Origin of the sequence: Sphingomonas sp. LaA6.9 (assembly GCF_022601895.1) — a bacterium.
Taxonomy (GTDB): Bacteria; Pseudomonadota; Alphaproteobacteria; order Sphingomonadales; family Sphingomonadaceae; genus Sphingobium_A.
Window position 1 is genome coordinate 1 of the sequence record NZ_JAKVIO010000019.1, and the last position, 13,573, is coordinate 13,573.

General features: G+C 62.1%; 9 protein-coding genes. 3 read left to right on the top strand and 6 right to left on the bottom strand.

The annotated features are described in order from the left end of the window. Window positions 1–653 (bottom strand): hypothetical protein (locus MKI88_RS11010; protein WP_241631431.1); only part of this gene is annotated, 653 nt, incomplete at its 3' end. Between the two features lie 355 nt (window positions 654–1,008). Continuing rightward, window positions 1,009–6,678 carry an autotransporter domain-containing protein gene (locus MKI88_RS11015; protein ID WP_241631432.1) on the bottom strand — a complete coding sequence of 1,890 codons (5,670 nt, stop codon included), beginning with the start codon at window positions 6,676–6,678 and terminating at the stop codon, window positions 1,009–1,011. A 365-nt stretch (window positions 6,679–7,043) separates the two neighbouring features. Here MKI88_RS11015 and MKI88_RS11020 point away from each other — a divergent pair, with 365 nt between their 5' ends. Beyond that, complete coding sequence (locus tag MKI88_RS11020; protein ID WP_241631433.1) at window positions 7,044–8,117, top strand: helix-turn-helix transcriptional regulator; 1,074 nt, start codon at window positions 7,044–7,046, stop codon at window positions 8,115–8,117. Window positions 8,118–8,358: 241 nt separating this feature from the next. Here MKI88_RS11020 and MKI88_RS11025 read toward each other — a convergent pair whose 3' ends face one another. Both MKI88_RS11025 and MKI88_RS11030 read right to left on the bottom strand, forming a co-directional pair. Further along, entirely contained in the window at window positions 8,359–8,676 is a 318-nt protein-coding gene (locus tag MKI88_RS11025; protein ID WP_241631434.1) for a hypothetical protein, read from the bottom strand. A 257-nt stretch (window positions 8,677–8,933) separates the two neighbouring features. Continuing rightward, complete coding sequence (locus MKI88_RS11030; RefSeq protein ID WP_241631435.1) at window positions 8,934–9,566, bottom strand: ABATE domain-containing protein; 633 nt, start codon at window positions 9,564–9,566, stop codon at window positions 8,934–8,936. Between the two features lie 307 nt (window positions 9,567–9,873). Here MKI88_RS11030 and MKI88_RS11035 point away from each other — a divergent pair, with 307 nt between their 5' ends. Next, a complete protein-coding gene (locus MKI88_RS11035; RefSeq protein WP_241631436.1) occupies window positions 9,874–10,725 on the top strand; it encodes an alpha/beta fold hydrolase in 852 nt (283 codons plus the stop codon). Window positions 10,726–10,996: 271 nt separating this feature from the next. On the opposite strand, the gene MKI88_RS11040 is transcribed toward MKI88_RS11035, so the two are convergent. Continuing rightward, complete coding sequence (locus MKI88_RS11040; protein ID WP_241631490.1) at window positions 10,997–11,467, bottom strand: nuclear transport factor 2 family protein; 471 nt, start codon at window positions 11,465–11,467, stop codon at window positions 10,997–10,999. Between the two features lie 50 nt (window positions 11,468–11,517). Next, complete coding sequence (locus MKI88_RS11045; protein WP_241631437.1) at window positions 11,518–11,928, bottom strand: VOC family protein; 411 nt, start codon at window positions 11,926–11,928, stop codon at window positions 11,518–11,520. A 417-nt stretch (window positions 11,929–12,345) separates the two neighbouring features. Between MKI88_RS11045 and MKI88_RS11050 the strand changes: the two genes are divergently transcribed. Then, entirely contained in the window at window positions 12,346–13,572 is a 1,227-nt protein-coding gene (locus tag MKI88_RS11050) for an efflux RND transporter periplasmic adaptor subunit (RefSeq protein WP_241631438.1), read from the top strand. The last annotated feature ends 1 nt before the right edge of the window (window position 13,573 follow it).

Here is a 13,573-nt window from a genome sequence, read left to right on the forward strand (position 1 = left end):
CTGCGTCCACATCCAGAGCCTGAATCATGCCGCCATCCGGTTGGCAAGGCCAAGTACTGATTTTCCAAACAGCCTCTTAAGGCATCGAGTGTCTTTTGCGAAGGAAGGGGTATATTGCTCTTGGGTATTCCGAATCCTTCTTGAAATCGTCGTAAATATGCGCGTTCTATCAGAATTTGACTGATGCTGAGAGCAGCATAGGCATGATCGAGCGCCTGCTGTTTAACAGGAGCATCCGGCAGCCTGCTAAACGCTTCGATCACACTTTCGGTGAAGTTTGCGGACTTTTCCCAGAGACCTTCAGCAATGTGAAATTCACCTGCGTTTGTGCAAACAGGCGCGATAAAAAAGTCTTCGGCGGGATCTTCTAGTAGGGCGCTGCCCGAACGGGCGAGATCGCGATTGATCAGCTTGACCAGATCGCTTCGATTTGGACGGACTTGCCCTTTAGCTTCAATGACAACAAGGCGCGTGGCCAGATCAAGCCTAGTCTGGTGTACCTGAAATTCGGGCCTTAGTTGAAGCCCAGCCAGAACTCGCAGCGCGGCCCCGCGATCCCACGCTGCAATGCGTTTCCTCAAGCCCGAAATCTGTTCGAAAATTCCTTCCGGGGTGGAACCTCTGTTGAGATCAAAGTGAAACGGAAAATCCATTGCTGTGCTGCCCCGCTTTTTATTCCATCGCCCCATGTTTCTGTTTTGTTCGGTATATGAAAGAATAGCCAAGGTGCAAGAAGGGTTCGGTTTATCGCAACCAACAAATCAAGCGAAGGAGCGAGGCCCTTTGGCCATCATCGGTATGTTTGCTTTATTAAGGGGCGTTGTTGTCGCTCGCTCGTCGATGAACCAACGGCTGCTTCCGGGCGTCGCGATCCGGACTCCGAATGACTGGGATGTCGGCGAACGCGGCCATGCCCATCGGCCACCGTCTACCTCGTGCCGCACAGGATTCGCGTCGCCCAATCGACCCCGCCTGAGGTGCCCGCGGTTCTGCGGGCACCGCCCTGGCTCAGAAGTGGACGCTGAACGTCAACTTGCCGCCATGATCGGCCCAATCCCCGGCAACCGATCCGATATAGCCCGCGCCGATTTCGACATTGCCGAAGCGCGCCGACACGCCGCCGTCAATGATCGCGGTATCCTGGGGCAGCTGCGAACCGAGCACCGTGAAGCTGCCCGTCGCACCTACAAAGCCCGCGGTCGTGCGGCCCTGGAGATCGCCCGAGGCGTGCTGCCATGCCGCGCTGACGCGGGGCAGAAGCTGGCCGCCGCCGCCGAGTTCGATGGCTCCGCCGAGCTTCACGCCGAGGGCGAGCAGGTCGACTTTTCGGGCATCGCCCTCGACGTCGAGTACGCCCGTGCCCCCCGTCTCGCTGAAGCCATCGGTCTTCACCCTGACATTCGCATAACGGGCAAAAGGCTCGAGCGTGAACGGCCCCGCTGCCATGCTGTAGCCGGCCTCGGCGAAGAACTGACGGCTTTCGGCATCATATTGCGCGTCGACACTGCTGGTGACGCCGGGGAAGCTGATGCCGCGAGTGGTGTCGAGATCGTGCCAGGCGAAGGCGGCACCCGCACGGATCGCGAAGCCGCTTCCTGCATAGCCGACAAGGCCGCCGACGAACTGGGTGTCGACATCGGTGCTGCTGTCGCGCGCGCTGGCCCGGTAGTCGGCATTGGCGATACCGCCGCCCAGTGACGCGCCGAAGCCATTGCCGCCGAAGCTCAACCCCGCGATCATGCCGCGATACTCGGTTGTCATCTTCGCGACACCGTCACGCACATCCGCCTGGCCCCAGCTGCCCATGCCCTGCCCCCAGATGCCAAAGCCCTCGACATCGGGCTTGATGCTGTCGGTCAGCGCGTCGCGGACATGGCGGCTGTCCTGCACCAGCGCCGAAGGCACGCTGGCGTGGAGTTCCCCCGACAGGGCGTCGTACGCCGTGCGCGCGCCCGCCTGATTCTGGACGAGGACCGCCTCGAACAGCGTGTTGCCGACGCCTAGCGCCTCGACCGCATTAGCGGTGCTTGCTTGGTTCGGCGTGACGGCCACCGCGGCAAAGTCGATATCGTTGCGCAGCAGCGTCAGCGTCACCGCATTGGCCGAATAGCCGAGGCTCGGAGTCAGGAAGGCCAGGTTCGAGGTGACGTTGCCGAAACGGCCCGTGACCCCGCCATTGGCGGTCAGGATCGTGTAATCGGTCCGTCCGCGATACTGGCCGTTGGCAGCGAGCACCTCGACCGTGCCGCCGCTGATCGTCGCGGTGCCGGTCGCGTCGATGCGATCGGCAGCGCCGCTTGCCTCGACCTCGACCTCATAGACCGATCCCGCCGCAAAGCTGATATTGCCCGCCACCTGCAGGTGGCCGATCGAGTTGCCCGGAGCAACGGTGCCGTTGCCCGTCGCGACAATGCCGCCCACGGTGCCGTTGCCGCCCAGCGTGCCGCCATCGACGGTGACCGTCGAGACGATCGAGCCATTGACCGAGAGAGTGCCGCCCTCGACCGTGGTCGGCCCCGTATAGGTGCTGTTGCCCGTCAGGTTGAGACGTCCGTCGCCGGTCAGCACCAGCGACCCGTCGCCCGCGATATCGCCAGCATATTCGGTGTTGCTGTCCTGATCGACGGTGAGCGTACTGTCGTTGATGACCACGCTGCTCTCGTCGGTGCCCGAAAGCGACGCGATCGTCTGCGACGTACCCGAAATATCGAAAGTGCCGCCGCCCAGCTCGACCTCGGTAGTCGGATCGATCTGGCCTGCCAGGCGGACGGTGCCCCCCAGTATGCGGGTGACGCCCGTATAGCTATAATCGCCGCCGAAGGTCAGCGTGCCTGCGCCCATCTTGGCGAAGTCGCCGGTGCCCGAGAAGTCGCCGAGGAAATCGTAGTCGTCCGACCGGTTGAACACGAAGCTGCCATTGTTGACGAGATCGCCCGTAAAGCTGCCCGTGGTGCCCCCGTCACCCAGCTGGAAGCTGCCGTCGCCCGAGGTGACGACATCGCCGGCAAGACCGCCGGTCAGGATCAGCCCGCCATTGGTGATCTCGGTGGTGCCGGTATAGGCGAGCGCCTCCGTGTCGACGGTGAAGATCGCCTCGCCAATCAGGCGCAGATCGCCCGTGCCCGAGATGACGAGATCGTCGGCGTCGTCGATCGCGCTGCCATCGTCGAAGTTGAAGACCAGAAGGCCATCATTGACGACGGCGCTGGTTGCGATCGGGCTTTCCGCTCCACCCGGTGATGCGACCTCGTTGAGCTGGAGCGTGCCGTTCGCTGCGATGGTCACTGCGTCGAACAGGCCGACCGTGGCCGACGTGTTCCAATAGCCCGCCTTGACTGAAAGCTGCTCGAAGCCGTTCGTCTGCGTGATCGACTGCGTCGCCGTCGCCACCGCGCTGGTGCCCTCGAGCATGATGCTGTCGAAGCCCGCGCCGCCGTCGACCGTGCCGGTGATGACCGATCCGGTCTTCAGAACCAGGCTGTCATCAAATCCGCTCAACGTCGCCGCCGTGCCAGCGCCGCCTGTCAGCGCGCCGCTATTGGTGAGGGTCACTGCGGCGTGCGAGGTGAACGCAACCCCTGTGCCGCTGACAATCGTGCCGTTGTTGTTCGCGGTCGCGGTGTCGACGTTGAACACCACACCGCCGGTGATCGTGCCGCTGTTGGTGAGCGTAGCAGTCGCCCCGGCGACCAACGACTGGATGAGGACGCCCCCCGTCTGGCCCACGACGGAACCCGCATTGGCGACCGCGCCGCCATAGGAGAGGATGATGCCGTAACGCTGCCCGGTGATCGTGCCGCCCTCAAGGTTGTTGACGGTGCCAATCGTGGTGATCCCCGTCAGGTCCTGTGCGACCGTGTTGGCGCCCGTCGCCGCGGGCCCCTGATAGGCGAACATCGAGATACCGTCGGCACCCGCCGCGCCGGTACCGGTGATCGTGCCGCTGTTAGTGACCATGCCGCCGCCGATCAGGCGGACACCGTCATTGCTGTCGCCGCGGATCGTGCCCGAGTTGGTGACCTGTGTGTTGACCGCGCGACCCTCGAGCTGCGTCGTCGCAGCATTGTCGAAATAGGCGGTCGAGATGCCGTGTCCGGCACCCGTGATTTCGCCGCTGTTGGTAATCGTCGAGACCCCGCCCGCCAGCGTGACGCCGCCCTCGGGCGCGCCGTTGAAGCCGTCATAGGCGCCATGGCCGCGGATCGTGCCCGCATTGTCGAGCGTGACGGCGCCCGATTGGCCGAACACGCCGGTCCGCGCGCCGGTGATCTCGCCATCGGCTTCGTTGTTTAGCGTGAGCGCACCCGAGGTGCCGCCATGGACGCCATAGGATGCGGCGCCCGTGATCGTGCCGCTGTTGGTGAGATTCGCCGATTGGAGGATGCCGCCGAAGACCACGCCGTTGCCGCCCGTAACCGTTCCGCTGTTTTCGAGCGTGCCGATCATGCCCGCGACGGTCGACTGGATATAGACGCCGCCGGTCTGCCCCGAGATCGCGCCCGCATTGTCGACCGTGCCGCCAGTGGATGAGATGATGCCGAAGCGCTGCCCGGTGATCGTGCCGCCCACAAGGTTGTTGACGGTGCCGATCGAGGTCCTCCCGGTCAGGTCCTGCGCCACCGTGTTGGCGCCCGTCGCTGCGGGACCCTGATAGGCGAACATCGAGATGCCATCGGCACCCGCCGCGCCGGTGCCAATGATCGTGCCGCTGTTGGTGACCGTGCCGCCACCGATCAGGCGGACGCCGTCATTGCTGTCGCCACGGATGGTGCCGGTTGCGTTGTTGGTGATCGAGGTTCCGAGGGCGCGGCCTTCGAGCTGCGTCGTTGCAGCATTGTAGAAATAGGCTGTCGAGATGCCGTGGCCCGCGCCACTGATTTCGCCCGAATTTACGATCGTCGATAGTCCGGTGACGAGCGTTACCCCGCCATCGGGCAGCCCGGCGAGCCCGTCATAAGTGCCCGTTCCCCGGATCGTGCCGACATTGTCGAGATCGATCGCTCCAAGATCCGCCAGCACCGCCGAGGTGATGCCGCTGATCGTGCCGCCTGCCGCATTGTTGAGCGTCATTGTTCCCGAGCCGCCCTGATAGACGCCATTACCCGCGCTACCCGTGATCGTGCCGCTGTTGGCGACCGTGCTGCTGCTGATGTTGAGCAGGACTACGACTCCGTCCGCACCACTGATCGTGCCGGTGTTGGTGACCTGGGCATCAACCGGTGTCGCGCTGTTGTTCTGGATCTGGACACCGACAACGCCGCCCGTGATCGTCCCTGCGTTCTCGACTGTGCCGCCCGCCAGATGGATGACTCCGCCACGCGCGCCCAGGATGGTGCCGCCCATCTGGTTGATGACCGTGCCGACGGGGTCGGGGCCGCTGACGTCCTGGCCCGCAAACGCACTGGTGCTGACGCCGTCGGCGCGGCCGCTATTGAGGCGCCCCTCGATCGTGCCGCTGTTGATGACGGTACCGCCGCCGATCAGGCGCACGCCGTCATTGCTGTCGCCGACGATCGTGCCGCTGTTTTCGACCAGGATGTCGCGCGCGACGCCTTCGATGAGCCCTGATGCGGGATTGTAGGCGGCAGTGGTTGTGATACCCGCATTGGCGCCCGAGATATTTCCACTGTTGATAACGTGCGATTCGGGCTGGCCGATCACGATACCTGCATCGGGCAGCGCGGTGGGGTCGTCGGCAGTGCCATTGCCGCGGATATCGCCGGCATTGGTGACATTGAGCACGCCAAGTTCGGACATGATGCCGCTGCGCGCACCGATGATTTCGCCGCCGGCCAGATTGTCCACGGTCATGAGTCCGTTGGTCAGCTTTTGAACACCATAGGATGCGGTGCCGGTGATTGCGCCGCTGTTGGTGAGGCTCGCCGATTCTAGGATGCCGCCAAAGACGACGCCGTCGGCGCCGGAGATCGTACCGCCAGCAGCGTTGCTTGCAGTGCCGATCATGCCCGCGACGGTCGACTGGATGAAGACACCGCGCACCTGACCCAAGATCTCGCCCGCATTTTGCAGGGTGCCACCAGTGGAAAGCGCGACCCCATGTCGCGCACCAGCGATGGTGCCACTGGTTTCATTCTGGACGGTCGCGATCGAGATGATGCCCGTCAGATCCTGAAGCTCAAAGGCATAGGCCGATACGCCGTCGGCACGCGCGCCATCGAGGCGCCCCTCGATCGTGCCGTTATTGGTGATGGTCCCGCCACCGATCAGTCGTACGCCGTCATTGGTATCGCCGATGATCGTGCCGCTGTTCTCGACCACGATATCGCGCGCGACTCCCTCGATCAGCCCCGACGCAGGATTGTAGGCGGCGGTGGTGGTGATGCCTGCATTGGCCCCGGAGATGGTTCCGCTATTGACGACATGCGATCCCGGCTGGCCGAGCACGATCCCTGCATCGGGCAACACCGTGGGATCGTCGGACGTTCCGTTGCCCCGGATTTCGCCGGCATTGGTGACATCCAGCCGGCCCAGTTCGGCCATGATACCGCTCTTGTCGCCAGCGATCACGTCATCGGTGTCAAATGTCGCGGTCAGCGTGTCGGGCATCGTGTGGTGCACGCCATAGGGAGCAGCGATCGTGCCCTGCGCGAATAACAGATTGGTCGTTGCCACCAGCGCGGTGGTGATCATCGAACGAGTCTTGACGCTTGCGGTCACTGGAACTTCCCCCCGGAAATTTGGTCGCCTGCAGGGGTCGCGTCCTGCAGGCAGGATGCGAGATATCGCCACGCCGAAGAACCCTCATCCCATGATCATGGGATGAGGTCAGTTATCGCAAGATGTACCATTGAATGGCTGCAGTAATTTGATAAAAAACGATATTGTTTCCTTGGTGCGGGATCGGCCGGCAATAGCGTGCGCGCAATGAACGCGGCGCAGCGCACAGCGCTTCATGGTTAAGAGATTGACGTATCCACCTGCCCAAGCATAGCGATATCCCATGGGGTCATGCGGGGGCGCGATCCGGGCATGGGGGGTATTCGCGCGTGCACAAACAGGTGGCGGCGATCTCGGAGGCGTTCATGGCGGCGCCTCTGAACGATAACGGATGGGAAAATGCGCTGGGTCAACTGGCCAGCGCGACGCGATCAGAGCGTGGACAACTGCTGGCAGTGGGCGGTCCGCGCGAAATTCCGTTCAATTGCGTTACCAACGCACCGAGCGCCAGTTGGACCGAGGAGTTCGCCGAGATCGGTGGAGGCAGCGCCAAGGTGAACTGGCGCATTAAATGCGTGCGCGATCCACTCGTGGTGATGAGCGAGGCCCATTACGCTGCCGCCCGGCGCGGAATGGACTGCGAGATCTATGACGACTTCGCTTCGCATTATGACATGCTCCACGGCTGCCAGACGGTGCTCGTCAACGAGAAGAATCGGTTTTTCGGGCTCGCAGCGTTGCGCACGCGCGCTGACGGAAAGACCAGTGACGCCGATCGCGCGATCTTTGCGGCTATTGCGCCATCCGCGCAGGCGGCGATCCGGATGCAATATGCGCTCGAGCATCAGGGCGCCGTGTTGATGGCGGGAGCGCTCGAGGCGCTGGGTACGGCCGCCTTCATCTGCGACGCAGCCGGGCAGGTGGGCGCGCTCACCCCGGCGGCTGAAGCTGCCGCGCGAACACGCTCGGGCTTGCGACTGCACAGGCGTCGCCTGTCCGCCCTGCGCCCCGACGATGACAGGGCGTTTCAGCGCGCGCTGGGTGACGCGCTTCGCGGGTCAAAGCCAGCGCCCGAGCCTGCAAAACTCTGGCTGCGCGGGAGCGACGGCCCCCTTTCAGGCCAGATCTGCGAAATTTTCGCCTTGCCGGGCAAGCCATGGTCCTTTGGGTTCGATCCCCGCGTACTCGTAACGCTGCGCAAGCGATCAGAGCTGGATGATGCGCACCGCGATCTGCTCGCAGAGATACTCGGCCTGTCCGCGGCCGAGGCGGACGTCACCATCATGGTAGCGTCGGGCATTTCACGCGACGAGATCGGCGTTCGGCGCGGTTCGTCGGGCCAGACGGTCAACAGTCAGCTGAAGAGCATCTTCCGCAAAAGCGGGGTCAGCCGCGAAGCTGAACTGGTCGCACTGACGCACAGGCTGTTGCAGCGTTAGGAATGCCCCTCCTGTCACTTGCTGACCGAGTAGGCGATTGCACTTTGGGGGAAGTCCACCGAGCATTTCTTCCGGTATACGAGGCGGCACTTTATCCAGCGCGAAATCCGGCAATCCAGCCTCTCACGGCAGAGTGCCGTGGCAATCAGCAGTGTCTGATGGCGGAACGCTACGGTCTAGCGATGACCCGCTTCCCCGACAAACGCTCCTTGAATGGCCGAGGAGGCGGCGGATACGGACGTTATGAGATCACCGAAGCTTCGCCAATGAAGCGCCCGTCCCACAGATAGAAATGGCCTGCCTGCTTTATCGCATCTGCGCCTGCGGGCGTAAGGAAGACGAAACCGATCTGACGACTAGTTCCCGGTGAGAACGGTTCGTTGCCAATCTGCAGACGTGCGTCCCAGCCTCCTTTAGATATGGACTTCGACAAAAAGCAGAGGCAGCCAAATGCAACCTCGGCTGGGATTGCTTGCCGCCGACCGTCTTGATCAGCATCATAGAGCCGTACGTCGGCCACAAGATCTCGGCTTCTGGATTGGAACATTTCCTGGTTCATCGACTGGAGGATGCTCTGCTCTGCACGCGCATGCAATCATCGTGTGCAGGCGACTTTGTGCACGTGAACAAAGGGCGGCGTTCGCGGTGACCCAAATGGCCATCCAACGTCCGACATGTCGGCGCGAATTGCCCTCCACGCCCTAAGGCCTGCCTTGGCCGCATCCACCGGCAAGTCAGTCGAAATTCCTCCGCAAATCGCGGACGCCCATCAATAAGTGATATCCGCCTTGGGGATCCTCAGCATGTCGATGCAGCCTAGTACTGCGTCTTCGTGGCCCGCTCGCGGTGCGTCGCCTGTTTGGCTCGGTTTCCGCATACCGCCATGCTGCACCAGCGGCGGCGGCGTCCGCGCGTCCGGTCGACAAACATGAGCGTGCAATTATGGCCCTCGCATGCCTTCACATCGCTAAAGTTTTCATTGCACACAAGTTCCGCCATGACTTGCGCCAATGGAAGCAAGAGGCTCTCCGGAGTGCGCCAGCGCCGCTGGCGCGCCAGGACTGGCGTGCCTTGCGCACGTGTTTCTTGTTGCGCGACAATCTGGGAAAACTGTTCGTCGCGCGCAAGGATGCGGTTGATGGGTTCCAGATCGGCAAGTGCTGCGGCGCCCAGTGGCACGCCCCGGTTGCGGTCGACGAAATCGCGGAACCATTCGCGCAACGTCCTGGCCTGGGATGCGACCGAGTCCAGTTCGCCAGGAAGGGCTGTTCGGCGAAACGCGTCGAGCGCCTCGGCATCGACCAATCCCGATTGGTCCAGCCAGTTCAACATGCCTGCACCTGAACCGAGCCACTCGACCGGATGATCCAATGGTGTCGCGATCGAGTTCAGGAAATCCAGGCCTGGTGCGTCCGCGATAAATATCGCCTGCGCTCCGTTGCTCGTCATGGCTGTCCGTCACCTTTCACGGCCGATTGCCGAAATGTAACCATAAAAACACGATTTTAAAAGTTATGCAATTCATTGGATATCGCATGGCGCCCGCCAAGGTCCCGGCTCGCTCCGGCTGATAAGGCCGCCAAGGGCTTAGCCTTATTAGATTCTCCGAGCGCAGCCTTGGGTTGAGCCCTCCTTGGGTGGATTGTGACCGCCATCGCCCAAATAACCTTTCTAATGGAGATTGACAAGTTATCCAACACAGCATAACCCACCTGAAGTCGATAGACAGGTTACGCATTTTAATGGAGTCGAGGCCATGACCAAAATTCGGTTCAGGAAAACAGATGTCGACGGATTCAGCGTCTTCTACCGCGAGGCCGGATCTGCCGATGCGCCCACCATCTTGCTGCTCCATGGCTTTCCGAGCTCAAGCCATATGTTTCGCGACCTAGTTCCGCTGCTGGCTGATCGTTATCATGTCGTTGCGCCCGATCTCCCGGGCTTCGGGCAATCTGACATGCCCTCGCGCGACAATTTTACATATAGTTTCGAGCGTATCGCCGACATCATCGAGCGCTTTACCGAGGTGATCGGGCTCGAGCGCTTTGCCCTCTACGTCTTTGACTATGGGGCACCGACCGGCTTCCGGCTCGCAATCCGCAATCCGGACCGCGTGACGGCGATCATCTCGCAGAATGGCAATGCCTATGTCGAGGGGCTGAGCGAGGCCTGGAGCCCCATTCGAGCGTATTGGGAAGACGCGTCCGCTGGGAATCGCGAGGCGCTGAGGGCATTGCTGAAGCCCGAGACAACCTACTGGCAATATACACTGGGCGTGCCGGACGTGGCGACCGTGTCGCCCGACGGATATTCACTTGATGACCATTATCTTGCCCGCCCGGGCGCCGACGAGGTCCAGCTTGATCTTTTCGGAGACTACAAGACAAATGTCGCGCTCTATCCCCAGTTCCAGGAATATTTCAGGGATCATAAGCCGCCATTCCTTGCCGTTTGGGGAAGAAATGATCCCTTCTTCCTGCCGGCAGGTGCCGAGGCATTCAAGCGCGACATTCCCGACGCCAGGATCCGCCTGCTTGATGCCGGTCATTTTGCACTTGAGACGCACGCATCGGAGATTGCCGCGGAAATTCGCTCCTTCCTCGGCTAATCCGGGCTTCGCATCCCCGCTTCGATTGCAGGCGCACTCGCCGCGCGGGGTACAACGGTCAAGCCTGGAAGGCGCTGCTGCATTAGTTCCGGATGGAGCGATGCGCTGCGCCCGCTCGGCCGGGACAGCAAGGCTGTTCTCGATGCAGTGCCCGTCGATTGGCGGGTCGCCCGCACGGTGCGGCGGCCTCGCTGGTTCCGGCATAAAACCTTCCAGCCGGATCAGTGGATGGCGACCAACTCGTCCCTGCTGGGGACTCCACGACAGCCTGTTAGAAGTCGAGATCGCTCAGGCCAGGGTGATCGCCGGGCCGGCGCCCAAGTGGCCAGTGATAGCGCCGGTCCGTCTCGGCGATGGGCATATCGTTGATGGACGCAATGCGACGACGCATCAGGCCGCTGGCGTCAAATTCCCAATTCTCATTTCCGTAGGACCGGAACCAGTTGTCGCTGTCATCGCGCCACTCGTAGGCGAAACGCACGGCGATCCGATCGTCCGTGAACGCCCAAATCTCCTTGATGAGGCGGTAGTCGAGTTCCCGGTTCCATTTACGGGTAAGGAAAGCCACGATCGCCGCACGCCCCTGGAGGAACTCGCCCCGGTTTCGCCAAACGCTGTCGAGCGTGTAGGCGAGCGACACTTTCTCGGCGTTGCGGCTGTTCCAGCCATCCTCTGCGCTGCGGACCTTCTGGATCGCCGTCTCTGTCGTGAAGGGAGGCAAGGGCGGTCGCTGTTCGTTTATCGTATATTCCCAGCTTCTTGCCGCACCAGAATAACGGCGCGGTCACCTGATTACCTGGAGCGCGCGGCGAACTCGAGGCGGATGCCGTCGGCCATCGCAACGATGAAATGCAGGTTTTCGGATCCCGGGCGAAAAGGGCCGGGTGCAAATTCCACGGTCACGCCGGGATGGGCCGATACCCGCTCGAAGGTCGCTTGCAGGGCCGGTTCGTCAGGAACAGCAAGTGCGAGGTGGTGAAGGCCGATATTGGCACGCCGGTCGAACCCGATTGCAGTCCCGGGATCCTTTACCCGCCAGAGCGTCAGCGTGATGCTGCCATCGGATACGAACGCGCAAGGATAGTCGTCATTGCGGCCGACCTCTTTCCAGCCGAGCGCTTCGATGAAAAACTCTGCTGCCGCGTCGTGGTCGCGCACGGCGAGCCCGAGATGGTGGACGCCGCGAGTAAGGGCTTCAGTCACGCATGTCTCCTTCACATCATGCCCCAATTAGCGTCGCAGGCGGGGCGCATCACTAGAGAGGATGCGAGAAACACTTTCCCGCCTTTCGTGAAAATCGACCGTGCCGCTATTCCCTGGTCTGGCTGGACTTCCAGCAAACCGGCGCTTTTTGAAAGACATAGGGCGTAATGTTCGTTGCAATCGGCGTAGCAAGAAGCCCAGTGACAGTAATCTATCTATGGATAGATAGCGTTTGACTCGAAAAAACTCGTTCGCCATGAGTAATGTCGATCGATCAGTAGATAGACTGATTGACCACAAGCATTCTTAGGCCCCGCGCTCGATGCAGCGCGTGGGAGTGGGCGTGGTTCGCGTTGGGCATGTCCTTTTGGCGACGGAACACCTGGCGAATTTCGTCGACATTCAATGGGGAAGAAAGTGACCCGGTATCAAGCCATCAACGAGACGGAATTGTCTGACTATCACGAGCTCAATCCAAGGCGATCCAAGGCCTGGCTCGCCTCTGTCGCGGGCGTTGCCCTGTTCGTGGCGGCAGGAATATGGGGCTCTCATTATCTTGAGCAGGACCCACCACCTGTTGCAAAATCCGCATCGGTTGCCGTCAGCGCGCCCCTCCAGCGCGAGGTCGAGCAGAGGCTCAGCTTCCTGGGACAACTTGCTGCCGCGAAGCAGGTAGAGGTTCGCGCCCAGGTCGGCGGGACCCTGAAGGGGATCTATTTCGACGACGGCGATATCGTTCGCCAGGGGCAGCTGCTCTTCGAGATCGACCCCGAACCATATCGCATCAAGCATGCGCAAGCGTTGGCGGAGCTGAGCGCCGCCCAGGCGCGGCTCAGCCTTGCGACGCGCGAACTCGCACGCGCCCAGCAGCTCAAGGACACCGACGCAGGATCGGCCGAAAATCTCGAGCAAAAGCAGGCTGGCAAGTTAAGTGCCCAAGCCGCCGTCACCGGGGCGAGCGCCATGGTGCGCGATGCCCGTTTCGACATGGACCGCACGCGCGTTCGTGCGCCCTTCACGGGCCGGATCGGAGCGCACCAGGTCTCAGTCGGCAATCTTGTCGCCGGCAGCCGCGCTGGCAATGCGTCGACCACCTTGTTGGCTACGCTCGTGTCGCTTGACCCTGCCTGGCTGAATTTCGACATGAGCGAGGCGGATTACATGAAGTTCCAGCGCGAGCGGGCCAAGGCGCCAGGGCGGCTTGCGAACACCGTCTACGCCTCGCTTGGCGACGAGGCGAAATTCGACCGGATAGGGACGCTCGACTTCGTCGACAACGCACTCGATCGCGCAAGCGGGACGATCCGGGCGCGCGCCACGCTCAAGAACGCAGATGGGTTCCTTACGCCGGGCGCATTCGCCCGCGTGCGGCTTGCGCTGTCGACGAAGTCCGCGGTCCTGCTCGTGCCCGATGCTGCCGTGCTTCCTGACCAGTCGGATCACATCGTCCTGACCTTGGGCAAGGACAATGTGGTGACGCCCAAGAAAGTGGAGCTCGGCGACCTGCGCGGTGGCCTCAGGGTCATCCTCTCGGGGCTCGCCCCCAATGACAAGGTGATCATCGACGGCATCCCATCGGCGGCGCCTGGGTCAAAGGTCGCGCCGCACCCAGGCACGATCCGCTTCGACGCGGGCAAGGACTGAA

Coding starts and splice junctions, on each gene's coding strand:
- MKI88_RS11030 (WP_241631435.1), bottom strand. CDS start 9,566: ATGACGAGCAACGGAGCGCAGGCGATATTTATCGCGGACGCACCAGGC.
- MKI88_RS11035 (WP_241631436.1), top strand. CDS start 9,874: ATGACCAAAATTCGGTTCAGGAAAACAGATGTCGACGGATTCAGCGTC.
- MKI88_RS11020 (WP_241631433.1), top strand. CDS start 7,044: ATGGCGGCGCCTCTGAACGATAACGGATGGGAAAATGCGCTGGGTCAA.
- MKI88_RS11025 (WP_241631434.1), bottom strand. CDS start 8,676: ATGAACCAGGAAATGTTCCAATCCAGAAGCCGAGATCTTGTGGCCGAC.